Origin of the sequence: Pseudarthrobacter sp. AL07, from assembly GCF_029960665.1 — a bacterium.
Classification (GTDB): domain Bacteria; phylum Actinomycetota; class Actinomycetes; order Actinomycetales; family Micrococcaceae; genus Arthrobacter.
Genome location: NZ_JASBRB010000020.1, coordinates 22,162 through 43,551, shown reverse-complemented (window position 1 = coordinate 43,551; position 21,390 = coordinate 22,162). Strand labels below are relative to the sequence as shown.

20 protein-coding genes and 1 pseudogene are annotated in these 21,390 nt (G+C 65.0%); 7 read left to right on the top strand and 14 right to left on the bottom strand.

The window, feature by feature from the left end:
- Position 1: 1 nt before the first annotated feature.
- The 3 genes from hpaE to QK290_RS14115 form a co-directional block, all read right to left on the bottom strand.
- Complete coding sequence (hpaE, locus tag QK290_RS14125) at positions 2-1,546, bottom strand: 5-carboxymethyl-2-hydroxymuconate semialdehyde dehydrogenase (RefSeq protein WP_282331275.1); 1,545 nt, start codon at positions 1,544-1,546, stop codon at positions 2-4.
- Between the two features lie 61 nt (positions 1,547-1,607).
- Entirely contained in the window at positions 1,608-2,306 is a 699-nt protein-coding gene (locus QK290_RS14120; protein WP_282331274.1) for a GntR family transcriptional regulator, read from the bottom strand.
- Entirely contained in the window at positions 2,299-3,786 is a 1,488-nt protein-coding gene (locus QK290_RS14115; RefSeq protein WP_282331273.1) for a fumarylacetoacetate hydrolase family protein, read from the bottom strand. The genes QK290_RS14120 and QK290_RS14115 overlap by 8 nt, the downstream gene beginning before the upstream one ends.
- 220 nt (positions 3,787-4,006) lie before the next feature.
- Between QK290_RS14115 and QK290_RS14110 the strand changes: the two genes are divergently transcribed.
- Together QK290_RS14110 and QK290_RS14105 are read left to right on the top strand one after the other, a co-directional pair.
- Complete coding sequence (locus tag QK290_RS14110; RefSeq protein WP_282331272.1) at positions 4,007-5,992, top strand: FAD-binding monooxygenase; 1,986 nt, start codon at positions 4,007-4,009, stop codon at positions 5,990-5,992.
- A gap of 218 nt (positions 5,993-6,210) precedes the next feature.
- Entirely contained in the window at positions 6,211-6,369 is a 159-nt protein-coding gene (locus tag QK290_RS14105; protein WP_282331271.1) for a hypothetical protein, read from the top strand.
- Positions 6,370-6,494: 125 nt separating this feature from the next.
- Here QK290_RS14105 and QK290_RS14100 read toward each other — a convergent pair whose 3' ends face one another.
- The 3 genes and pseudogenes from QK290_RS14100 to QK290_RS18680 form a co-directional block, all read right to left on the bottom strand.
- Positions 6,495-6,743, bottom strand: a complete 249-nt coding sequence (locus QK290_RS14100; RefSeq protein WP_282331270.1) for a hypothetical protein — start codon at positions 6,741-6,743, stop codon at positions 6,495-6,497.
- A gap of 180 nt (positions 6,744-6,923) precedes the next feature.
- Positions 6,924-7,235, bottom strand: coding sequence for an AGE family epimerase/isomerase (locus tag QK290_RS14095; RefSeq protein WP_282331285.1), 312 nt, complete (start codon positions 7,233-7,235; stop codon positions 6,924-6,926).
- Positions 7,236-7,354: 119 nt separating this feature from the next.
- Positions 7,355-7,480: pseudogene (locus QK290_RS18680) on the bottom strand (AGE family epimerase/isomerase); the annotation flags it as partial.
- Between QK290_RS18680 and QK290_RS14085 the strand changes: the two are divergent.
- The 3 genes from QK290_RS14085 to QK290_RS14075 all read left to right on the top strand — a co-directional run bounded on the left by QK290_RS14085 (position 7,430) and on the right by QK290_RS14075 (position 10,285).
- The gene (locus QK290_RS14085; RefSeq protein WP_282337325.1) at positions 7,430-8,512 is read left to right on the top strand and encodes a Gfo/Idh/MocA family oxidoreductase; all 1,083 of its coding nucleotides are present in this window, start codon (positions 7,430-7,432) and stop codon (positions 8,510-8,512) included. The pseudogene QK290_RS18680 and the gene QK290_RS14085 sit on opposite strands and share 51 nt — an antisense overlap.
- Positions 8,513-8,585: 73 nt before the next feature.
- A complete protein-coding gene (locus QK290_RS14080) occupies positions 8,586-9,368 on the top strand; it encodes a DeoR/GlpR family DNA-binding transcription regulator (RefSeq protein WP_282331268.1) in 783 nt (260 codons plus the stop codon).
- Positions 9,365-10,285: a 2-hydroxyacid dehydrogenase gene (locus tag QK290_RS14075; RefSeq protein ID WP_282331267.1), complete on the top strand. Its 921-nt coding sequence runs from the start codon at positions 9,365-9,367 to the stop codon at positions 10,283-10,285. The genes QK290_RS14080 and QK290_RS14075 overlap by 4 nt, the downstream gene beginning before the upstream one ends.
- On the opposite strand, the gene QK290_RS14070 is transcribed toward QK290_RS14075, so the two are convergent.
- Entirely contained in the window at positions 10,282-11,670 is a 1,389-nt protein-coding gene (locus QK290_RS14070; RefSeq protein ID WP_282331266.1) for a phosphomannomutase/phosphoglucomutase, read from the bottom strand. The two genes, QK290_RS14075 and QK290_RS14070, sit on opposite strands and share 4 nt — an antisense overlap.
- A gap of 318 nt (positions 11,671-11,988) precedes the next feature.
- Between QK290_RS14070 and QK290_RS14065 the strand changes: the two genes are divergently transcribed.
- Positions 11,989-12,642, top strand: coding sequence for an alpha/beta fold hydrolase (locus QK290_RS14065; protein WP_348994662.1), 654 nt, complete (start codon positions 11,989-11,991; stop codon positions 12,640-12,642).
- Positions 12,643-12,689: 47 nt separating this feature from the next.
- On the opposite strand, the gene QK290_RS14060 is transcribed toward QK290_RS14065, so the two are convergent.
- The 6 genes from QK290_RS14060 to QK290_RS14035 form a co-directional block, all read right to left on the bottom strand.
- On the bottom strand, positions 12,690-12,818 hold the full coding sequence (locus tag QK290_RS14060; protein ID WP_282331265.1) for a hypothetical protein: 129 nt from the start codon (positions 12,816-12,818) through the stop codon (positions 12,690-12,692).
- Positions 12,819-13,249: 431 nt separating this feature from the next.
- The gene (locus tag QK290_RS14055) at positions 13,250-13,627 is read right to left on the bottom strand and encodes a RidA family protein (RefSeq protein ID WP_282331264.1); all 378 of its coding nucleotides are present in this window, start codon (positions 13,625-13,627) and stop codon (positions 13,250-13,252) included.
- Positions 13,624-14,364, bottom strand: a complete 741-nt coding sequence (locus QK290_RS14050; RefSeq protein ID WP_282331263.1) for a hypothetical protein — start codon at positions 14,362-14,364, stop codon at positions 13,624-13,626. Before QK290_RS14050 ends, QK290_RS14055 begins: the two co-directional genes overlap by 4 nt.
- Entirely contained in the window at positions 14,364-15,440 is a 1,077-nt protein-coding gene (locus tag QK290_RS14045) for a membrane dipeptidase (RefSeq protein WP_282331262.1), read from the bottom strand. Before QK290_RS14045 ends, QK290_RS14050 begins: the two co-directional genes overlap by 1 nt.
- Complete coding sequence (locus tag QK290_RS14040) at positions 15,433-17,160, bottom strand: hypothetical protein (protein WP_282331261.1); 1,728 nt, start codon at positions 17,158-17,160, stop codon at positions 15,433-15,435. The genes QK290_RS14045 and QK290_RS14040 overlap by 8 nt, the downstream gene beginning before the upstream one ends.
- Positions 17,161-17,171: 11 nt before the next feature.
- Complete coding sequence (locus tag QK290_RS14035; RefSeq protein ID WP_282331260.1) at positions 17,172-18,647, bottom strand: aldehyde dehydrogenase family protein; 1,476 nt, start codon at positions 18,645-18,647, stop codon at positions 17,172-17,174.
- Between the two features lie 119 nt (positions 18,648-18,766).
- Between QK290_RS14035 and QK290_RS14030 the strand changes: the two genes are divergently transcribed.
- Positions 18,767-19,642, top strand: coding sequence for a LysR family transcriptional regulator (locus QK290_RS14030; protein WP_282331259.1), 876 nt, complete (start codon positions 18,767-18,769; stop codon positions 19,640-19,642).
- A 92-nt stretch (positions 19,643-19,734) separates the two neighbouring features.
- Here the strand turns inward: QK290_RS14030 and QK290_RS14025 are convergent, their stop codons facing one another.
- Complete coding sequence (locus tag QK290_RS14025) at positions 19,735-21,354, bottom strand: BCCT family transporter (RefSeq protein WP_282331258.1); 1,620 nt, start codon at positions 21,352-21,354, stop codon at positions 19,735-19,737.
- Between the last annotated feature and the right edge of the window lie 36 nt (positions 21,355-21,390).

The following is a 21,390-nucleotide window of genomic DNA, read 5'->3' as shown; positions in this document are numbered from 1 at the left end:
ACTAGCTGTCGCCGGCTGCCGCGGCGTCGTCGATGCTGCCAAATTTTGGCGTGTGGACCGTGCCGAGACTGATGTGCACGGCTTGCTGGTCGGTGTAGAAGTCGATGGAGCGGTAGCCGCCTTCGTGGCCCAGGCCCGAGGCTTTGACGCCGCCGAAGGGGGTGCGGAGGTCCCGGACGTTGTGGCTGTTGAGCCAGACCATGCCGGCTTCGACGTTCTGGGAGAAGTTGTGCGCGCGGGTCAGGTTCTGGGTCCAGATGTAGGCGGCCAGCCCGTAGCGGGTGTTGTTCGCCAGGGCCAGGGCTTCCTCGTCCGAGTCGAAGGGGGTGATGGCGACGACGGGGCCGAAGATCTCCTCCTGGAAGATCCGCGCGTCCGGGGCGACGTCGGCGAATACGGTGGGTGCGATGTAGTTGCCTTCGGGGAGGTGGTCAGGCCGTCCGCCGCCGGCGAGGAGCCGGCCTTCGGACTTGCCGATTTCCACGTAGGAGGCGACCTTGTCGTAGTGCTCGGGGTGGACCAGGGCGCCGACTTCGGTTTTGGGGTCGTGCGGATCCCCGACCACGATCTTCTTGGCCCGGGCGGCGTACTTTTCGCAGAACTCGTCGTAGATGGCGCGTTCGACGAGGATGCGGGAGCCGGCGGTGCAGCGTTCGCCGTTGAGCGAGAAGACACCGAACAGGGCGGAGTCGATCGCGGCGTCGAGGTCGGCGTCGGCGAACACCACGCACGGGGATTTGCCGCCGAGTTCCATGGACAGGCCCTTGAGGTTGGCGGCGGCGTTGCGGAAGATCGTCTGCCCGGTGGTGGTCTCGCCGGTGAAGGAGATCAGCGGGACGTCCGGGTGCTTGACGAGGGCGTCGCCGGCTTCCTCGCCGAGGCCGTTGACCAGGTTGAACACACCGTCCGGCAGGCCGGCGTCTTTGAAGATCTGTGCCCAGAGTGATGCGGAGAGCGGGGTGAATTCGGCGGGTTTGAGAACCACGGTGTTGCCGGTGGCCAGGGCTGGGGCGAGCTTCCAGGACTCGAGCATGAACGGGGTGTTCCACGGGGTGATGAGGCCGGCGACGCCGATTGGTTTGCGGTTGACGTAGTTGATCTGGGCGCCGGGGACCTTCATGGCATCGTCGAACTGGGCCACGATCAGGTCCGCGAAGAACCGGAAGTTCTCCGCGGCGCGGAGGGCCTGGCCCTTGGCCTGGGTGATGGGCAGGCCGGTGTCAAAGGTCTCGAGTTCCGCGAGCCGTGCTTCCTGGGCCTCGACGGCATCGGCAATCCTGTTCAGGACGCGGGCACGTTCGCGTGGCTTCATCTTCGGCCACGGGCCGTTGGTGAACGCTTTACGGGCGGCGGCGACGGCGAGGTCGATGTCTTCCTTCTGGCCGGCCGCGGCGGTGGCGTAGTTCGTGTTGGAAACCGGGTCCAGGACATCAAAGGTCTTGCCACCCACGGAGTCAACGAACTGGCCGTTGATGTAGTGCTGGATGTGCGTGGGAAGGTCCTGCGGAACGTAGTGGGTGGTGGTAACAGGAGCGGTGAACGTCATTGTTGTTTCCTAACTAACTGATCTTGCAACGCGGGGTCACTTCTGGCCCATGAGGGGGCCATTAATGGGCGCTAAGTGACCCCGCGTTGCTTTGTGGGAGGGGTTGAGCCTGGGCGAGGTAGGCGTCCAGGGTGGCGGAGCGGTGGAGGCGGGCGGACTTCTCGATCACGTCCGCGTCTGCGCCGGTCTCGATGAGTTGCAGGAGCGCTTCGTGCTCGTCCACGGACTCGTGGGCGCGGCCGGGGACGAAGCGGAACGTCGAGGACCGGAGGGAGGCGAGCCGGTTCCAGCCCCGGTGGACGAGGTCCAGGATGTGCGGGTTGGGGCAGTGCTCAAACAGGATGCTGTGGAAATCCTGGTTCAGCTGCGTGAAGCGGACGGGGTTGAAGTGCTCCAGGCATTCGCGCATGTCCTCGTTCACGGCCCGGGCGCGGGCGATCGCCACGGAATCGATCAGCGGTGCGGACAAGGCGGTGGCGGCGCCTTCGACGATGCTCAGGGTCTGCATCGTGTAGAGGTACTCGGTCGGGTCGATCCCGGAGACCGTGGCTCCGACGTTCCGCTCGAACGTCACCAGCCCTTCGGCCTCGAGGCGGCGGATCGCCTCCCGGACCGGGACGACGCTGACGCCCAGATCCTTGGCGATGGCGGCCAGGACCAGGCGGTAACCGGGGGAGTAGGCGCCTTCGACGATGCGCGCCTTCACCGCGGCGTAGGCTTGCTCCGATTTGCTGCCTATGGCCATCAAGGTCTCAGTCATTGGCTTGGCCCGCTTCCCATGCTTCATACTTTGCCCGCCAGTCCGCGTTCAGCGGGTAGAGCCCGTCCACGCTGTGGCCCTGTGCCACCATTTCCGCGATGAAAGTCTCCTCGCGTTCCTGGCTGATGGAGTCGTCGGCGAGCTCTTCGGCGAGGGCCGGCGGGATCACCAGAATGCCGTCCGCGTCAGCCACGATGATGTCCCCGGGCTGCACGGTGGTGCCGCCGCAGGCGATGGTGATGTCCGTGTCCCACGGGATATGCCGGCGCCCCAGGACCGCGGGGTGCGGATTGGCATAGTACGTGGGCATGTCCATCGCGGCCACCGCGGAGAAGTCCCGGACGCCGCCGTCGGTGATGATCGCCGCAGCACCCCTGACCTGGGCGCGCAGGGCCAGGATGTCCCCGATGGTGCCGGTGCCTTTCTCGCCGCGCGCTTCCATGACCAGGATCTCGCCCTTGTTCACGGAATCGATGGCCTTCTTCTGGGCGTTGAACCCACCGCCATGGGTCTTGAACAGGTCCTCGCGGTTGGGCACATACCGGAGCGTCCGGGCCAGGCCCACGATCCGCTTCTCCGGACGGGTGGCCTGCAGGCCGTCGATGCTCACGTTGTTCAGGCCGCGCTTGCGCAGCTGGGAAGAGAGCGTGGCGGTGCAGACACTTTCCAACTTCGCTTTCAGTTCCGGGGTCAGGACATGCCCGACGGCGGCGCTTTCCACCGCGGGAAGGCCCGCCGCTTCCCGGGAACCGTACGCCTCCTCCCGCTGTGCGTCGTCAGCCTTGGGCCGGGCACCAAAGTCAGCGAACGCCGTCGTGCCTTCCTGCACCCGGGTGACTAAGCGCCCGGTGTTCAATACACCAGCGCTGACCTCAACCTCGACGACGTCACCCGGGTTTGCCACCGAAGCGCCGGCAGGGGTGCCGGTGAGGATGATATCGCCCTCCTCGAGGGTCAGCAACTGGGACAGGTCTGCGACAAGCCGGGCGAACGGAAAGAGCAGGTCTTCGGTGGTGTCGTCCTGGACGAGGTCCCCGTTGTGCCAGGTCCGGATCCGCAAGGCTGCGGGGTCAACGGCGTCCGCGGCGATCAGTCCCGGGCCAACCGGGGTGAAGCCATCGCCGCCCTTGGACCGGAGGTTGGAGCCCTTGTCCGCATAACGCAGGTCGTAGACTCCGAGGTCGTTGCTCGCGGTGACCCATTCAACGTGGCTCCAGGCATCCTGGATGCCTACGCGGCGGGCGGGTCTGCCGATGATCAGGGCAATCTCACCTTCATAGCCCAGCAGCTCGCAGCCCGCAGGCCGCTCCACTGTTGAAGGGGCCTCCGACGAGGCGAGCGCCAAGGACGACGACGGTTTGAGGAAGTAGGAGGGCTGCGCGGGAGTACGGCCGCGCTGCGCGGCGCGGCTGGGGTAATTGATGTGCACCGCGATGACCTTGCGGGCCGCGGCCACGGTGCCCTCGTTAACCTGCTCCAAAATTAACTCCTCATGAAGTACGAAATCGTATATGATGACTATTGCCTACGACGAGGGCTTCGTCAAGCCCCTATTTTCAGCGCCGATTGAGTCTCTTGTTGTTCGGATCACACTGGCGTACAGTGATGGACCAACCCCCGCGCCTCTAATATAGAACCACAAATTCGCATATAGAACACCAGTTTGGTGATCAATACCCACAGTGAAGTGAGGAAAGCCCGTGCAGTTTCACCATCATGGATACGTATCCGGAGATCCGCGGGTGCAGCCCGCCGCCGGAGTCGGCATCAATCGGCCCGCAGAGCTTCCCGACGAGGTAGACGTGCTCATTGTGGGGTCCGGGCCTGCCGGCATGCTCGCCGCGGCTCAGCTGTCCCGGTTCCCGAACGTCACAACGCGGATTGTGGAGCGCCGGGATGGCCGGCTCGCCATCGGCCAGGCCGATGGCATCCAGGCCCGCAGTGTGGAGACCTTTCAGGCTTTTGGCTTCGCCGAGCGGATCATCGCCGAGGCGTACCGCATCACCGAGATGGCGTTCTGGAAGCCGGACCCGTTGGATTCCACGCGCATCATCCGGACCGCGCGCGCCGCGGACGACCCGGCTGGCGTCAGCGAGTTCCCGCACCTGATCGTCAACCAGGCCCGCGTGCTGGACTACTTCGCAGAGTTCATGGCGAACTCTCCCACGCGGATGTCGCCCGACTATGGCCTGGAATTCCGCAGCCTCGACACCGCGGGCGAGGGGGAATATCCCGTGACCGTAACGCTCATCCATACGGCCGGCCCCGACGCTGGCCGGGAGCGAATCGTCCGGGCCAAGTACGTCATCGGCGCGGACGGCGCGCGAAGCAAGGTCCGGGAGTCGATCGGCTGCACGCTCGCCGGCGACAAAGCCAACCATGCCTGGGGCGTGATGGACGTCGTCGCCGTCACGGACTTCCCTGACATCCGTACCAAGTGCGCGATCCAGTCCGGTACGGGCGGCAGCATCCTGCTGATCCCGCGCGAAGGCGGGCATCTGTTCCGGATGTACGTTGACCTCGGTGAGGTCGACGAGAACGATAACGGTGCGGTGCGCAACACCACGATCAACGAGATCATCGGCAAGGCCAACGCGATCCTCCACCCCTACACACTCGACGTCCGCAACGTCGCCTGGCATAGCGTGTACGAGGTCGGTCACCGCCTGACCGACAGGTTCGACGACGTTCTCCCGGAGCAGCGGGGCACCCGCTCCCCGCGGGTGTTCATCACGGGAGACGCCTGCCACACGCACAGCGCCAAGGCCGGCCAGGGGATGAACGTCTCCATGCAGGACGGCTTTAACATCGGCTGGAAGCTCGGACACGTGCTTGAAGGCCGCAGCCCGGAGAGCCTGCTCGCCACATACTCGGCCGAGCGCCAGGTCATCGCAAAGGACCTCATCGCCTTCGACAAGGAGTGGTCCACGCTGATGGCGAAGAAGCCCGAGGAGTTCGATAGCCCCTCCGAGCTTGAGGATTTCTACGTGCGCACCGCAGAGTTCCCCGCCGGATTCATGACCCAGTACGCACCCTCCATGATCATCGGCGCGCCCGCACATCAGGACCTGGCCACCGGGTTTACAATCGGCAAGCGCTTCAAGTCCGCGCCCGTGGTACGGGTCTGCGACACCAACCCGGTCCAGCTCGGCCACCACGCCACGGCGGACGGCCGGTGGCGCATCTACGTCTTCGCCGACCGTGCGGCGCCCCAAACGGGAGAACAGGCTACGGGCTCGGCTGTCGCGGACTTCGCCGAATGGATCGCAAACGCGCCGGACTCACCGCTGGCGGCAACGCCGGCGGGGGCCGACCGTGACGCGTGGTTTGACCTGAAGGTGATTTACCAGCAGGACCACACCAGCGTCGACATCGGAGCCGTGCCCGAGGTGTTCAAGCCGCAGGTCGGACCGTTCCGGCTCGCGGACTATGAGAAGGTCTACGCCACTGATCCCGCGGCGGACATCTTCGAACTCCGAGGTCTCGACCGCGGCGGCGTCGTCGTCGTCGTGCGGCCTGACCAGTACGTGGCAAATGTCCTGCCGCTGAAGGCGATGAGCGAACTGGCCGCCTTCTTCGGGCCCCTCCTGCCGGCCCGGCACGCAGAAGCAACTGCACCCGAAGCGCAATCCGCCGGATCCGGGCCGCGCGCCGGCCTCGTCTTCAATCGGACATCAGCACAATGATCGGCGACACCGAGCGCGCTGGGTCGTTCATCCGCGCCGCGGAGGTGGACGGACAGGTGTACCACGCGGGTGCACCGAAGCGGGAATGCTGATGCCAGGCGCCAGCAGCGAGCGGCACCTGCAGGCCCAACAACGACAAGAACCACCCATCGGAGACGTGGAACCCAACGCCCAACCGCCAGAATCAATACCAGGACCGGACACCCAACCCGACCATCATGAAAAATCCCGACCATCATGAAAAATTCAGTACGCTCGGAGACGGGGCTTCGGGACCTTACTCCGGCTTTTCCTTGGACAAGGCGATGATCCAGTCCGGCGTCACGTCGCCGGTGAGCTTATCCAAGGTGATCCTTGCTCTGGCGGCAGCGATCTGAACTTTCCGGTCTTGTGGGCTGACAGATGCAGGACGGCGGGACTGATTCCACACTTGTTTGAGTGGGCCTGCGACGGGTTCCCGGGTGTGCCATGGCCATCGTCGACCTCCTACCTGCTTGTGCCGTCATTTGTTGTCCTCTTCATCGTCGCGCCTTGCTTCCGGGTCGTCCAGCCTCGTCAGGCGAGCCTCGAGGTGATCTGAGATGGCAACTGCGTCGGCGGCTTCTGCAAGGCGGGCGGTGTTCGCCGCTTCGAGCGGATCGTCGGTTCCAATTTTCAGGAGAATGCCGTCCCCGGGCGTGGCCAGTTTGCTTCGGCCCAGGAGGTTGATGGCCTGCTGTCCCATCTCGGCCCGCTTGGGCTCATCCGACATGGAAGCGTCCAGGGCCCATTGCGCGCGGCGCCACCATTCGGCGCGGTTATCAGCCCGGCGTTGTGAAGGTGTGGCGTGGATTCGGTGAACCCGTGCGATCTCGGCAGCGATCTTGCGCAGCTCCAGCTCCGCGGCGACCTCGGTGGCGGTGAACGGGAACAGCGCGGCAGGTTTCTCGTGTTACCTGGACGCAGCAAGACGTGCATCCAGCAAGCCGGCAGCGACTGCTGGAGCAAGCCCTGGTGCCAAGGGAAGTCGCGGGACCACCAGGCAGTGCCAGAGGTGATAGACGTCCGCCTTGCCGGACCACACGGTTGAGGTGACATTGCCATTCTCGTCGAGTTCCTGCTTCCAGGACCCGTGCTCGTAGTCGATGAACCAGTCGCGGGCGTGGTCCCAGATTCGCTCGTACCAGTCCGCGTACTTCTGGTCACCGGTGGCGATGTAGAGGGCGGCCGCGCCTCCAATTGCCTCGGCGGGAACCCAGCGGATGCGGGTAGTGACAACCGGCTTGCCGTTCCAGTCGACGGTGTAACGAATCCCGGATGACCGTCCGGTTCCCAGGCGTCGCGAATGGCGGCGTCGAACAAGCCCCGTGCATCCTCCAGCAGCCAGGGCGGAACCTCCATGCCGCGGGCTTCGAGCCCGGCACGGACATGCAGGAGCAGGCGTGCCCACTCAACCCAGTGGCCTGGGGTTCCGCCGTACGCGCGGAACTGGCTGGCCCGGGAAGCCACATCGCCGCCGTAGCCGATCCCCAGCCGTCATCGGTGGCAGAGACCGTTGCGGAAATTGGCTACGAGGTACAGACCTTCTCCCGCCACCAGGACCTGCTCGCGTCCGGGCTGGTGGATGCCTTGGTGATCGCCAGCCCCAACGACACGCACCTGGCCATCCTCAAGGACATCTTCGCGAGCGATACCAACCTGCCCGTGCTGGTGGAAAAGCCCGTGTGCACCACGGCGGAACAGGCGGACGAGCTTGAATCGCTGGCAGCTGACTACACCGCGCCGGTGTGGGTTGCCATGGAGTACCGCTACATGCCGCCGGTGCAGGAGATCATCCAGGCAGCCCACGGCGGCAGGCTCGGCAACGTGTACATGCTCTCCATCGTGGAGCACCGCTTCCCCTTCCTGCACAAGGTGGACGCCTGGAACCGCTTCACGGAGCGGACCGGAGGCACGCTGGTGGAGAAGTGCTGCCACTTCTTTGACCTGATGCGGCTGATCCTGCAGGACGAACCCGTCCGCGTCTACGCCAGCGGCGGCCACGACGTCAACCACATGGACGAGGTGTACAACGGCAGGGTGTCGGACATGATCGACAACGCGTACGTGATTGTGGATTTCAAGGGCGGGCGCCGGGCCATGCTGGAGCTGTCCATGTTCGCCGAGGGTTCCAAGTTTCAGGAGCGGATCTCCGTTGTGGGCGATGCCGCCAAGATCGAGACCCTCATCCCGGTGGCAGCCAACCACTGGATTGAAGGCGACGAGGCGGAGGCGACGGTGGAATTCAGCCCGCGCTCGCCGCTGGGGCCGGAAACGCACAAGGTTCCTGTGGACGAGGCCGTCCTCGCTGCCGGCGCCCACCACGGCTCCACGTACTATGAACACCTTGGCTACCGCAAGGCCATCCTCGGTGACGGGCCTGTGGAAGTTACGGTTGCCGACGGCCTGCAGTCCGTGCGCATGGGCCTGGCGGCCGAGCGCTCCATCATCGAAGGACGCCCCGTAGAGCTGACGAATGCGGGTGCCGGGCTCAGTCTCTGAGTAGATTTGAGTTGGAATTGCAACACCCTGGCAGGCCAAAGTCGCCCGGTTAAGGGAAGCAGGAGAAGGGTATATGAGCAGCTCACCGAAAGAGGCGCCGTTGACGCCCCGCCAGCGCACCATACTGGACCAGCTCGAGCAGCGGGGCTTCATCTCCACGATGGACCTCGCCGAAGCGTTCGCGGTCTCGGACATGACGGTGCGCCGGGACACACGAGTGCTGTCCCAGAAGGGGCTGGCGCGGGTGGTTCACGGCGGGGTCAGTGCCGTCAACGCCAGCGGGCAGAACGCGGACTTCGCGGCCCGGGTCCGGGCGGATGCTGACGCCAAGCAGCGGGTGGCGCGGGCCTGCGTGTCCATGATCGGCGAGCGGGACGCCATCATCTTGGACGCCGGGACCACCACGTACCAAATTGCTCTGGAGCTGCCGCCGACGTTCGCGGGCACCATCATCACGCACTCCGCGCCCGCGATCCAACGCTGCCTGCAACTGTCGGCGGCGCGGACCATCTGCCTCGGCGGTGAGCTGCTCCTGGACAGCCAGGCGTTCAACGGTCCCATGACAGTGAACGCCGCCGCCGGCCTCCGGGCCAAAACGGCGTTTATCGGGGTCAGCGGGCTCCACGACGAGGCGTTCTACATTGAGCGGGACGTGGAGCGCGCCACTAAGATCGCCCTTATGGACGCAGCTGAACAGGTGGTGGTGGTGGCAACGCACCAGAAAATGCTGCGGTACGCGCTGGCGCGGCTCGCCGCCTTCGACGCCGTGGACGTGCTGGTGACGGACGCGCCGCCGCCCCGGGAGATCGAGGACGCACTGGGTGCCGCCAACGTCAAGATCGTGGTGGCCGCGTGACCGGGCCGCTGCGGGTGGTCCTGCCCGACCGGAAGATGCTGGACGCGCTCGAGCCGATTGCCGGCGTCGAGCTCGTCCTGTGGGACCTCAACGGCCCGCCGCCGTCGGGCCGTTTCGACCTGCTGGTGCCGCCCTACATGGGCAAGCCTGCCGCGCTGGCCGCGCTGGACTGCGTTGAGGTGGGGCTGGTGCAGAGCCAGTCGATCGGGTACGACGGCGTGGCTGCAGTTCTGCCCGGCGGCTGCCTTTTCGCCAACGCGGCCGGGGTCCATGAGACGTCGACGGCGGAACTCGCGTTGGGCATGATGATCGCCAGCCAGCGCGGGATGCCAGACCTTGCCCGGAACCAGGCGTCCGGGACGTGGGACAACAGCCATCGGCCCAGCCTCGCGGACCGGCGCGTGCTGCTGCTGGGCTACGGGGGAGTGGGGAAGGCCATCGAGGCCAGGCTCCTGCCGTTCGAAACCCACGTGACGCGGATGGCCAGCCGGGAACGCGACGACCAGCGGGGCCGGATCCACGGGATCGACGCACTCTACGAACAATTGCCGCTGCACGACATCGTGGTGATCAGCGTCCCCCTGAGTGAGCGCACACACCAGCTGGTGGACCGGACGTTCCTGGCCGCGATGCCGGATGGAGCGTTGCTGGTGAATGTGTCCCGAGGCCCGGTGGCGAACACGGATGCCCTGCAGGCCGAGACGTCGTCCGGGCGGCTGCGGGCCGCCCTGGACGTCACCGACCCCGAGCCGCTGCCGGCCAGCCACCCGCTGTGGACTACCCCCGGCGTGCTCATCACCCCGCACGTGGGCGGGGCAAGCTCGGCGATGTTCCCGCGGATGGTCCGGCTGGTCAGGCAGCAGATCTCGCTGCTCCTGGCGGGCGAGGAGCCGGTGAACGTGGTGCTGGGCCGCTAGGCCCGGATCTGCTGCAGGACGGCGTCGCGCACCTGGGCCATGGTGGCGGCGTCGGCGGCTTCGACGTTAAGCCGCAGCAGTTCCTCCGTGTTGGAGGCCCTCAGGTTGAACCACCAGTCCCCGCCCTCGCTGCTGACACTGAGCCCGTCGAGTTCATCGATCACGCCACCATTCGCGTAGCTGGCCCGCACGTCCGCCACCTTGCCGTCGACGCCGTCCACGGAGGAGTTGATTTCGCCGCTGGCCGCGTACGGGTCGAACTCGCGGGCCAGTTCGGACAAGGGCAGCTCTTGTTCGCCGAGGGCGGCCAGGACGTGCATTGCGGCAAGCATGCCCGTGTCCGCGTTGTAGAAGTCGCGGAAGTAGTAGTGGGCCGAGTGTTCGCCGCCGAACACGGCGCCCTCCTCGGCCATCCGGGCCTTAATAAAGGAATGACCCACCCGGGTCCGGACCGGCCATCCGCCCGCGGCGGCAACAATTTCCGGCACCGCGCGCGACGTGATCAGGTTGTGGATGATCACCGGGTTGGCTTCCCCGGCGGCCTGGGCGCGGCGGATCTCCCGCACGGCAATCAATGCCGTAACGGCCGACGGCGTCACTGGCCTTCCGTTCTCGTCGACCACGAAGCAGCGGTCGGCGTCGCCGTCGAAGGCCAGGCCAATGTCGGCGCCGTGGGCGATGACGGCGGACTGCAGGTCGCGGAGGTTCTCCGGCTCAAGGGGGTTGGCAGGATGGTTGGGGAACGTCCCGTCGAGCTCAAAGTACAGCGGCACAACCGTGAGCGGCAACGCAGGGTGGAACTGGTCCCCAAGGACCGCTGGAACGGTCAGGCCCGCCATGCCGTTCCCGGCGTCCACCACCACCTTCAGCGGCCGGACGGCATCCAAGGGCACCAGCGAGCGGAGCTTTTCGGCATAACCGGCGAGCACGTCAAGCGTGGACACGGTGCCCTGGGCCGCGGCTGCAGGGATCCCGTGGTCGACATACTGCTGGGCCAGGTCCCGGATGGCCGTGAGCCCGGTTTCGGCGGAGACCGGCACGGCGCCGGCCTTGGCCATCTTGATCCCGTTGTATTCCGCGGGGTTATGGCTCGCGGTGAAAATGGCCCCGGCCATGTCCAGGGCGCCGCACACGTAGTAGAGCTCATCAGTGGAGATAAGGCCCAGGGACTTCACGTCCGCACCGCGCCGGGCAGCGCCGGCCGCAAAGGCAAGGCTGAAGCCTGGTGAAGAGGGCCGCATGTCCCCTCCGCAGGCGATGGTCTGGCCGGACAGGCCCAGCACGTCCACAAACGCGGCGCCCACGGCTTCGGCGCTTTCCGCGCTAATGGAAACGCCGACGAGGCCCCTCACGTCATAGGCCTTGAAGGAGGTTGTCAGGTCCATATTGCTCCCGGGAAGTCATGGCCATGCGCATTAGTAGCTATGCAAACATGGATTGTTGAAATTTCAACACAACTTTAGCAGGTGAAGGTGCCATCGCACGGAAACGGCTCAGCAACAATTTCGCCGTCTGACTGGGCTTTACAGCCGCCGGACTGGCCCGGATCCCCCATGTTTCCGCGGGTGCCCAGTATCCACAGGGGCTGGAATGCAGTCCGAGTCCCACCTCGGGCACGCAACTGAGCCGCCGTGCAAGGTCCGCAAGTCAGCAGGGGAAGAACCGCCATGATCTAGACCGTCCAGTCCGCTGACGGAACCACCATCGCCTATGAGCAGGCGGGGACCGGGCCGGCGCTGATCCTCGTGGGCGGGGCGCTGAACAACCGGCATTCCGCCGCCAGCCTGGTCCCCTTGCTGGCGGACACGTTCACAGTGGTCAGCTGCGATCGCCGCGGGCGCGGTGACAGCACGAACATGCCGCCCTATGCCGGCGACCGCGAAGTCGAAGACCTGCGAGCACTCGCGGCCGCAGCGGAGGGCCCCGTGCATCTGTATGGACACTCCTCGGGCGGGATTCTGTCCCTGGAGGCGGCCGCGGCGGGAGGCAAAGTACGCTCCCTGGCGGACAGCGGCCGCGGTAGTGAAGCGGTCGAGGCATTTTTCCGGCACGCCGGTGCCGGCTTTGACCCTGGAATGACCAGGGCGCCCTGGTGGCCGGCGTTGGTGTCCCTGGCATACACGTTGCCCTACGACCTGGCGCTTTCGGCCGATGGCGGTGTGCCGGCAGACCGGTTTGCGGGCATCGCCGCCCCCGTCCTTGCCCTGCATGGTGGCGCCAGTGCTTCCTGGGCGGCGGCCTCGGCCACCGCAGTGGCCGCTGCCGTGCAGGACGGGCGGAAGAACGTCATCGGCGGCCAGGTTCACGCGGTGGCGCCCGACGCCGTCGCTCCCGTCCTGCTGGAATTCTTCCGCTGACACTCAATCACGGTCTTGCCCATCGCGGGCGGTTTTTAACCCCTCGGTCAGTGACGGAAGTGGATGCTCCACTGAAGCTGCCAGGCCTGGGCGGGGCCGAGCCAGCGCAACCCTTCACCGCTGTTGAACGCATCGGGGGGAGCGGTCATCGGCTCCACCGCGACTGCGGTAACCATCCCGTTCTCCGTTGGGAAGCGCTTAGTGGTGAATGCCTGGACATACCCGAATGAGGCGTCCATGTGCAAACGTACCTGTCTGCCGTCCGGCGCCTCCAAGTAGTGGGCGGAGCCGCCGGAGCGGTCCAGACGCGCCTGTTGTCCTGGGCATGACGACCGCGGTTTTCATACTGACGAAGGCTCCTGAGCTTACTTTCTACAGTGTTGCTGACTCGATTCTGCTACCGCTGCGTTATCAGCGCGTTACAGGGCAACGAGGATGGCTGGAGTGGCGATGTGACCAACTCCTCCCGATGCGGTCACAAGACCGAACTGATCTTCGTCACGCATGCCGGGACGCCGGTGGCCGTCCCACTGGCGGCCACCGGTCGATCACGACGGCGGGCTGTGGCACCTTTCGGCTTCAAAGGAGACCGTTCCGGAATGGTCAGTTAAATAGCTGCTGCGACTGCATCCATTTCAATGCGCTTTTCCCCCCGGAACCGCGAAACCTCCACGGTGGTGCGTGGCGGGAGCGTGAGATCGCCGAAACGCGCCAGGTAGGCGCTGTTGTATTCGTCGAATTCATCCAGGTTGGCAAGGAACACGGTGATCTTGAGGACGCTCGACAGATCGGCTCCGGCATCGGCCAGGACCTTCTCCAGGTTGTCGAACACCACGTTAACCTGGTCGCGCAGCGATTCCGGGGTGGAACCGTCCGCCCTGGTCGGAACCTGCCCACAAGCCCAGACCACTCCTCCAAACGTTGCCGATGCAGTGTAGGGGCGCGGCTTTCCGTCTTCGTGCCAACGACGCTGAATCCCGCTCATGCGTCAGCCACCAAGTAGCCTGCCGCCACGGCGCGGACTTCGGCCCAAGTCTCGGCGTCCACGAGTATTCCGGCATGGGCGGTGTCGGCCCGCTTCCGGTCCCGTTCCTCTGGTGTCGACACGATGAAGGTCCCTTCCGGTGAGGTTTCGGCTGTATAGAAGCGCGAACCGTGCCCGGCCAGCAGGTCGTTGTGCGGTGCGGCCTGGCCGGCCGTGCTGAAACCGGTGCCGAGGTCTCCGGTGGGCGTGGCGAACGTGGTGCGGTTCGCGTCCCCGGCGCTGCGGTGCACCACGGTGAAGCCTGAGCTCGCGGCGGCATTCAGGAGAGCCTCGTCAAGCAGATGCGAATCGTGTTCGACGCCGTTGCACAACACCTCGCTGCCGACTCCGGTGCTGGCCACATCAACCAGCAATACCCCGTGCACCAGCGCATCGCAGCGCGAACCGGAGTCCACCGCGAAGCTCTGCCCGGCGGGAGTCGTCGAGCGGATGTACGTCAACGCATCCAACGCCCACGATGCCTCCCGCAGCCACGAGGCCAGGGTCGCCAATCCGCTGCCATGGTGCACCTCGGCGAAAAGGACCTGCCGGGCTGCTGCCTGTGCCTCGGCATTGCTTGCTCCGCGGGCCATCAGCGCGCGGTATGCGGCCTCACGCACTTCCCGCATAGCCAGACGCACCACGGGCGCCGAACCGCTGGTTTCCATTGTTGCTACTTTCTCGGTGATAACGGTCATCAGATCTTCCTTCCGGGGAAAACATCGTCGAAGAGGCGCAGCCAGTTCTCACCAAGCACGCCGCGAATGGTTTTTTCGTCGAGTCCCACCTTGACCAGCCCATCGGTCAAGCGGGGGAAATCCTCGGGTCCGACAAACCACTCGGGCCATTCGGGCCAAAGGGGCTTGTTGTCCCCCGGGGGCTGCCAGCGGCCATTGCGCAACCAGCCAACATAGTTCTCGTCCCAGTTGCGCGTGCAGTCACTGCCCAAACCAACCCGCCCGGGTCCCAGCTCATCAACCAGGCGCGCGATCATCTGGCAGAACTGTTCCAGGGTCGTCTTCTTCCCGCCAATGACAAGCGGGTAAAGGCAGCAGCCCAGCATCCCGCCCTTATCGGTGACCGCACGGATAACCTCGTCGGGCTTGTTGCGCGGATTCTCCACAAACCAGGTGGGGTTCGAGTGGGTGATTGCCACCGGGGCAATCGAAGCCTCGACCGCGTCCAGGGAGGTCCGGTTGCCTACGTGTGAGAGGTCGATGAGCATGCCCACACGGTTCATTTCCGACACGATGGTTCGACCGAACCGAGTCAGCCCGGAATCCTCGGGTTCATAGCAGGCTCCGCCGACCAGGTTCTGGATGTTGTAGGTCAGTTGGGCAACCTTCACTCCCAGCTTGTGGAAGACCTCCACCAGGCGGAAGTCGTCCCCGAAGGAGCTCGTGTTCTGGAATCCCAGCAGCACCGCGACACGCTGGTCCAGTTTCGCCTGGCGGATATCCTGGCTGTTCTGCGCCAGCACCATCAGGTCAGGATTCTGTACGGCAAGCTGATACCAGTCCCCGATGGCCTTCAGGGTATCGGCCGGCCCTTCCCAGACCGCGCAGGTGGCGTTGACTCCGCTGATGCCGCCAGCGCGCAATTCCTCCAGGACGCCTCGGTCCCAGTTGTTAATCTGTAGGCCGTCGACGATAGTGGCCGCGGCATGGAGTTCAGCGGCGTCCTGTCGGTTCCCCGGGTCCAACGCCGAATGGCTCTGAACCGTTTCGATTTGTGGCCCGTCAACGACAGTGGCCGGACCTTGGAAGCTAGACATGATCTGCTGCCGTCCGGGGACGACGGGTGAACATCCACGAATCATCGGCAGTCCCGGACGCCAGGTCTGCGATGCGCGGAGCCCCGGCCATCAATGTCACGCGCAGCCAGTCGGTGGACTGGGGGGTGTAATTCTCCATGCCGTAGACCGCCAGCTGGAATCGCTGGAGATTCAGCGGCAGGAATTCGGCGGCCAACAGGTTGTCCCGCACCTCACCATAGGTCAGCTTGCCGACCTTCTGCACGCGGGCCACGGTGGCACGATGCCAAGGATGGGACAGCAGGAACTCGCCCACGCTGATGGTTTCATCGGCACCGGCCAAATCCGCGCGCAGTTTGGCGACGGCCCGGGCAATATCCACGGGGTGTTGGACGTTTTCTCCCGGGGCCGCTCCCAGCCGTGCGCGCCGGGGCTCCTCGTTGTCCGCTGAGGAGAACCAGAAGTGCTGCTGCGCCGAAGGGTCTGAGAAGTCGAACGTCCCGGTCCAGGAGTATTCGTCCTCCATCCTCTCGGACAGGCCGGCGCAGGTGTCACCCGCGGCGATGCGGCGGGACTCATCGCAGCGCAGCAGCGCTTCGACTGTTTCATCCAGGTCCTCGCTGAGTTCGGTAAGCACGGAGGCCACCATGCCGCGGCACCCCGGTCCACGCAGGGCCGCCGCATCATGCAGATCTCTCCAGATGTGGCTGGTTTTGTTCCCCGCGAAGCGCCCTGTCAGGACCCATGAGCGCAGCTCATCCAGCAGTTCCTCAAGCTGTACGGCCAACTCGGGGCCGGCCGCGAAGGGCGCGCTCTGAATGTCTGCCTGCTCGGCCAGATAGTCGATTGACTCGCGCAGTAGGTCCACGACGCGCTGTACCGCCGCCTCGGCGGGTGCGACGGTCCGGGAGATGACCGAAGCCAACGGGAGCTCCCGCAGCAGCGCCCAGGAGTTGATGACCTCGGGGTGATTGATGGCGTAGGGCACCATGCCCAGTCCGGTGGCATTGCCCATGCCCAGGTAGCGGCGCCAGGGTCCGCTGAGCCTTGCCGCCTTCGGGTTGCGGGCCGCGGCGCAGGCCTCCACCAAGTCATAGCTGAATTCGCGCATCAGCCAGGCCGTGAGCATGTGTGCCCGGTAGGGAACCGCCAGCGGGTGGCCGTCCGCAAAACCTTCATAGTCGGCCAGTCCGCATTTACCGTTGCTGTAGAACGCCGTGCTGCGAATGATGTAAGGCGATCCGCCGAACTTTTCGCTCTCGGGTTGCTCTCCCCGGGCCAAGCGGTCCGCGACGTATTCAAAGAAACGTTCGCTGCGGTTGGCGCGGGTCCAGATCAGGGATCCCTGCTCGGCGCGGCCGGCTTCCTGCAACGGCACCTGGGTCCGCATCCGGGCCAGGCGATCCGCATTCACACTGCCTTCGACCAGTGCAGCGGTGATGTCCCAGGCCTTCGCGATCACCCGGTCGGTGCGCTCTGCTTCGCTCAGACGCTGCGAGAAAGCCACAAAGCTCCACAGGTGGGTTTCTGCACGGACCTCATAGATTGCCTCGCCGCGGCCTTGGGCATCGACATCAAAGTAGGTGCGCTCGATCTGCCAGCCGGCACGCACCGCACGGCGGATCATCGAACGGATGAAGCTGTGCCGGGTTGCCCGGGCACCGCCCATGTCCGCCGGATCCATCACGGTGTTTGGGGGGCGCAACATCGATTGCGTGGTCATCTCAATGCCTTTGGTCATTGCGGGTGCGCTCACGAGACACGCCCCTGCGGTGCGACGCGTACGTAGGCGGTCTTGGTCTCGGTGAAGAAGTCCGCGACAACATCGCTGTTTTGTTCGCGCGGGGCCGGGAAGGAGGAATCGCGAAGTCCGCCAAACGGCGCATGGACCTCCGAACCGGTGGAAGGTGCGTTGACCTTGATCAATCCGGCCACCACTTCGTTGAGGCAGCGGCGGATGGCGTGCTCGTCGCGGGTGAAGACCGATGCGGTCAGGCCGAAGTCGGTGGCATTGGCCAAAGTGATGGCCTCATCGAGGTCCGCGACGCGCATCAGCGTCACGATCGGACCGAACACTTCTTCGTGGGTGATGGTCAAGGCATCGGTTCCGGCGAGCAGCGTGGGCAGGACGTAGTGCCCCGGAGCGTCCGACTTTGATCCTTGCGCCAAAACCGTTGCACCCTCGGCTTGGGCCTGGGACAGTGCGGCTTCGATGTCGCTTCGGGCGCGGTCTGAGACAACCGGGCCCATGTCCGATGTTGCTTCGGTTCCCGGGCCGGCGACCAGCGCGTTGACCAGCGGCACCAGGGCTTCGACCAGACGGTCGTGGACGTCCCCGACGGCGATGATGCGGCGGGTGGCAGTGCATTTCTGGCCGGTGCTGCTCATGGCGGCCGCCACAATGGCGGCCGCGGCATTGGCGACGTCCGCATCCGGCATGACGATGGCGGCATTGTGCCCGCCCAGTTCCATCTGCAGCTTCGCGCCACGAAGCACCACACGTTCGCGGATCTGGTGGCCCACCGGAACGGAGCCCGTAAAGGTCACTGCGGCGATTCCCTCGTGTTCGACCAGACTCGATCCCAGGGAGCCCGGGCCCAGGACCAGGTTCAGGACACCGGCGGGAACGCCGGCTTCAACCAGGATCTCGGCGAAGGCCACGGCGACGGCGGGGGTATCGCTGGCCGGCTTCCACACGACGGTGTTGCCCCAGAGCAGCGCCGGTGCGATTTTCCAGGCCGGAATCTGCAGCGGGAAGTTCCAGGGGGTGATGACCCCGACCACGCCTACCGGGCGGCGGATGGTACGGACGAGTTCATCGGCATTGCCCGACGGGTAAGTCGCGCCGTCGGCGCGGCGGGCCGAGCCGGCCTGGTAGTACAGGGTCTCCACGGTGGCACCGACTTCGCCTCGGGAGTCGGCCAGGGTCTTGCCCTGTTCGCGGGTCATCAACACAGAAATGTCTTCGCCGCGCTCCTCCAGGAGCTGTGCAGCACGCCGCAGCACGCGTCCGCGGCCCAGGATTCCCACCCGGTCCCAGCTCGCCAGCGCGGCACGGCCGGCGGCGATGGCTGCTTCCAGCGTTTGAGTGGTGGCTGTGGAGTAGCGGGCAACCACTTCGCCGGGATCGGCCGGGTTGAAACTTTGGGCTTCGGCTCCGGTCGCGCTGTCCCACTGGCCGTTGATGAGCTGTTTGAGTTCCAGGGTTTGGGTGGTTGTGGTGTTCACGGGGTGGCTCCTGCTTTCTAGCTGCGGTGTGTCGAATCTGTGATCCACGATACGTGGGTCGCTTATCATAGAGAAGTATTTATTGCCTATTGATTCATAAGTAGAGACACTTAGTATTTATGGAACTGAGACAGCTTCGCTACTTCATCGCGGTCGCCGAGGAAATGCATTTCAACCGGGCCGCTGCGCGCCTGCACATCGCCCAACCGGCGCTGAGCCAGCAGATCCAGCGCCTGGAAAGAAACCTGAAAACCCAGCTCTTCGTCCGCACCACCCGATCGGTGGAGATCACGGACACAGGCCGCGTGCTCCTCGAGGCAGCCCGCCGGGTCATCTCCGAAGCGGAGCGCGCAGAAAGCCAAGTGGAATTGGCCACCCGTGGCAGCACGGGGCTTCTCAGGGTTGGATTTGTCAGCTCCGCTGCCCTGTTCCTGTTGCCGGGCATGGTCAACAGCATGCATGAGCAGTGGCCGCAGGTGCAGTTTCAGCTCCAGGAAAGCACCACCGAACGGCAAATCCAGGGGGTGCTGGCGGGCCAGCTGGATGTCGGCATCGTTCGGGAAATCGAGCCCATCGAAGGAATTCATGTCACCGCGCTGAGGCGTGAACCGCTGATCGTTGCGGTGCCGCATTCCCACGCTCTGGCCCAGCGGGCAAGCGTCCCGTTGAAGGAACTCGCGGGGCAGGATTTCGTGGTTTTCCCGCGCCATCAGGTCTCGCGGCTTTACGACCTGATTTCCGCCCTGTGCATCCAGGCGGGGTTCCATATCAGGGTCGCCCAGGAAGCCATTCAGTTCCCCACCATCCTGGGGCTCGTGGCGGCCCGCACGGGGATCGCTATCGTCCCGGAGTCGCTGCGCGCGCTGCAGATCCCCGGCGTGGCCTATCTCGACCTAACCGACGCCGCTGCCTATTCACGGGTATCACTGATTTGTGCCGAGGGCCGGCAGGATTCGGCGCTCGTGGAACGATTCATGGAAGCTGGCGGCGTGTGAGACCGCCACGCGCCGGGACAGGCGATGGGGCCCCGGCACGATGCCGGGGCCCCATCGCCTGCTCACAGGAAAGGGCGTGTCGGGTACCGCCTTTAGGGCCTCACACCGCGGGTCTTCCGGTCGAGGACTCCCTGCTCCAGCGCCATACGCCGGACGAACACCGGGGCCGCGAACAAGGACGGCAGGATGATGAAGCCCACGGGAACCGCAGTGATGACAATGAATGATTGCAGCGCGCTGATTCCACCGTCGCCAACGGAGATCAGCACCGCGGCTGCCACGCCCATGGTCACAGCCCAGGCGGCACGCAGCTTCGTCGAAGGCTCGCCCTCAATGGTGCACGATTGGGCAATGCTGAAGGACATCGAGTCCGCCGTGGTCGCCACAAACATGATGGTCAGGACCAGGAACGCTGTGGCAATGATTCCGGAGAAGGGCAACTGCTCGGCGATGGTCATCACCACGGCCGGCAGGCCGTCACTGGCCAGAGGGCCGGAAATGGAGCCAGGATTCTGCTGCTCGAACATAATGCCGGTGCCACCGAGCACGGTAAACCAGAAACAGGTGACGATCGGCGGCAGGACCGCCGTAAACAGGATGAGTTCACGAACTGTGCGGCCGCGGGAAATGGTGGCCACGAAGATGGCCATCAACGGCGCGTAGCCCAGGAACCAGGCGAAGAAGAAGACCGTCCAGCCCGAGACCCACCCCTGGTCCCCCTGGTAGAGCGAGGTGCCCACAAAGTTCTGAAGATACACGCCGAAACCGCCGACGAAGGACTTGAATATGTAAGCGGCCGAGCCCAATACCAACACGGCTGCCATGAGACCCAGGGCCAGCCAGACATTGAGCCGGCTCATCAGCTGGATGCCCTTGCTCAAGCCGGAGGAGACCGAAAGGGCGGCCAGTCCGGTGAGCACCGCGATGATGATCAGCTGCGTGCCGTAGTTGTTGGGAACCCCGAAGAGCCTCGAAAGTCCGTAGGAGACCTGGAGCCCCAGGAAGCCGATCGGACCAACCGTCCCGGCCACCACGGCGATGATGCAGACCACGTCGGCCACGGTGCCGATCCAGCTTTTGAGTACCCGGCGCCCCATGACGGGGTAGAGCAGCGTTCGCGGCCGCAGCGGCATGCCTTTGGATACGGCATGGGTCATAACAATGGCCCCAAGCGAACCCAAAATGGCCCAAGCCAGGAAGCCCCAGTGCACAAAAGTCTGCCCCAGCGCGATGTGTGCCGCTTCGGCCGGATCGCCACTAGGCTCACCGTAATACGGCGGACTGGCGATGTAGTGGGAGATCGGCTCCGCAGCGGCCCAGAAGACGCCGCCGCCGGCCAGGAGGGTGCACATGATCATCGCAACCCACTTGAAGCGACCGTAGTCGGGAGAAACGTGTCCTCCAAGCCTGGCCCTTGCATAAGGCGTCAACGCCAGCGCAATGGAACACACGAAGGTTGCCAGCAAAAGCGCTTGCCAGTAGAAGCCCACCCATTTCGCGGAGAAGGCAAATCCTTCGTTGATTGCGTCGGATGACTGCTTCGGGAAGATGAGGGTGGCAAGCACGAAGACGGCCAGTATCCCGAGGCTCGCAATCGTGACCTTTCGATCTGCGACGGGCGCGATCCCTTCTTTGGGGGCGCTCTGAGGATGTTCCGTGGCGATTAGAGGCTCGCCGTCTTCATGTTTCGGTGGGGCGGTCGGGGTATTCATCGGGATCGACAACTCTCCTGTTAGCTGTATCACGCG

Coding starts and splice junctions, on each gene's coding strand:
- QK290_RS14070 (WP_282331266.1), bottom strand. CDS start 11,670: ATGGACCTGACAACCTCCTTCAAGGCCTATGACGTGAGGGGCCTCGTC.
- QK290_RS14055 (WP_282331264.1), bottom strand. CDS start 13,627: ATGAGCGGGATTCAGCGTCGTTGGCACGAAGACGGAAAGCCGCGCCCC.
- QK290_RS14100 (WP_282331270.1), bottom strand. CDS start 6,743: ATGTCGGATGAGCCCAAGCGGGCCGAGATGGGACAGCAGGCCATCAAC.
- QK290_RS14105 (WP_282331271.1), top strand. CDS start 6,211: ATGAAAAATCCCGACCATCATGAAAAATTCAGTACGCTCGGAGACGGG.
- QK290_RS14120 (WP_282331274.1), bottom strand. CDS start 2,306: ATGACTGAGACCTTGATGGCCATAGGCAGCAAATCGGAGCAAGCCTAC.
- QK290_RS14040 (WP_282331261.1), bottom strand. CDS start 17,160: ATGACCAAAGGCATTGAGATGACCACGCAATCGATGTTGCGCCCCCCA.
- hpaE (WP_282331275.1), bottom strand. CDS start 1,546: ATGACGTTCACCGCTCCTGTTACCACCACCCACTACGTTCCGCAGGAC.
- QK290_RS14080 (WP_282331268.1), top strand. CDS start 8,586: ATGAGCAGCTCACCGAAAGAGGCGCCGTTGACGCCCCGCCAGCGCACC.
- QK290_RS14060 (WP_282331265.1), bottom strand. CDS start 12,818: ATGGTTACCGCAGTCGCGGTGGAGCCGATGACCGCTCCCCCCGATGCG.
- QK290_RS14030 (WP_282331259.1), top strand. CDS start 18,767: ATGGAACTGAGACAGCTTCGCTACTTCATCGCGGTCGCCGAGGAAATG.
- QK290_RS14045 (WP_282331262.1), bottom strand. CDS start 15,440: ATGTCTAGCTTCCAAGGTCCGGCCACTGTCGTTGACGGGCCACAAATC.
- QK290_RS14050 (WP_282331263.1), bottom strand. CDS start 14,364: ATGACCGTTATCACCGAGAAAGTAGCAACAATGGAAACCAGCGGTTCG.
- QK290_RS14025 (WP_282331258.1), bottom strand. CDS start 21,354: ATGAATACCCCGACCGCCCCACCGAAACATGAAGACGGCGAGCCTCTA.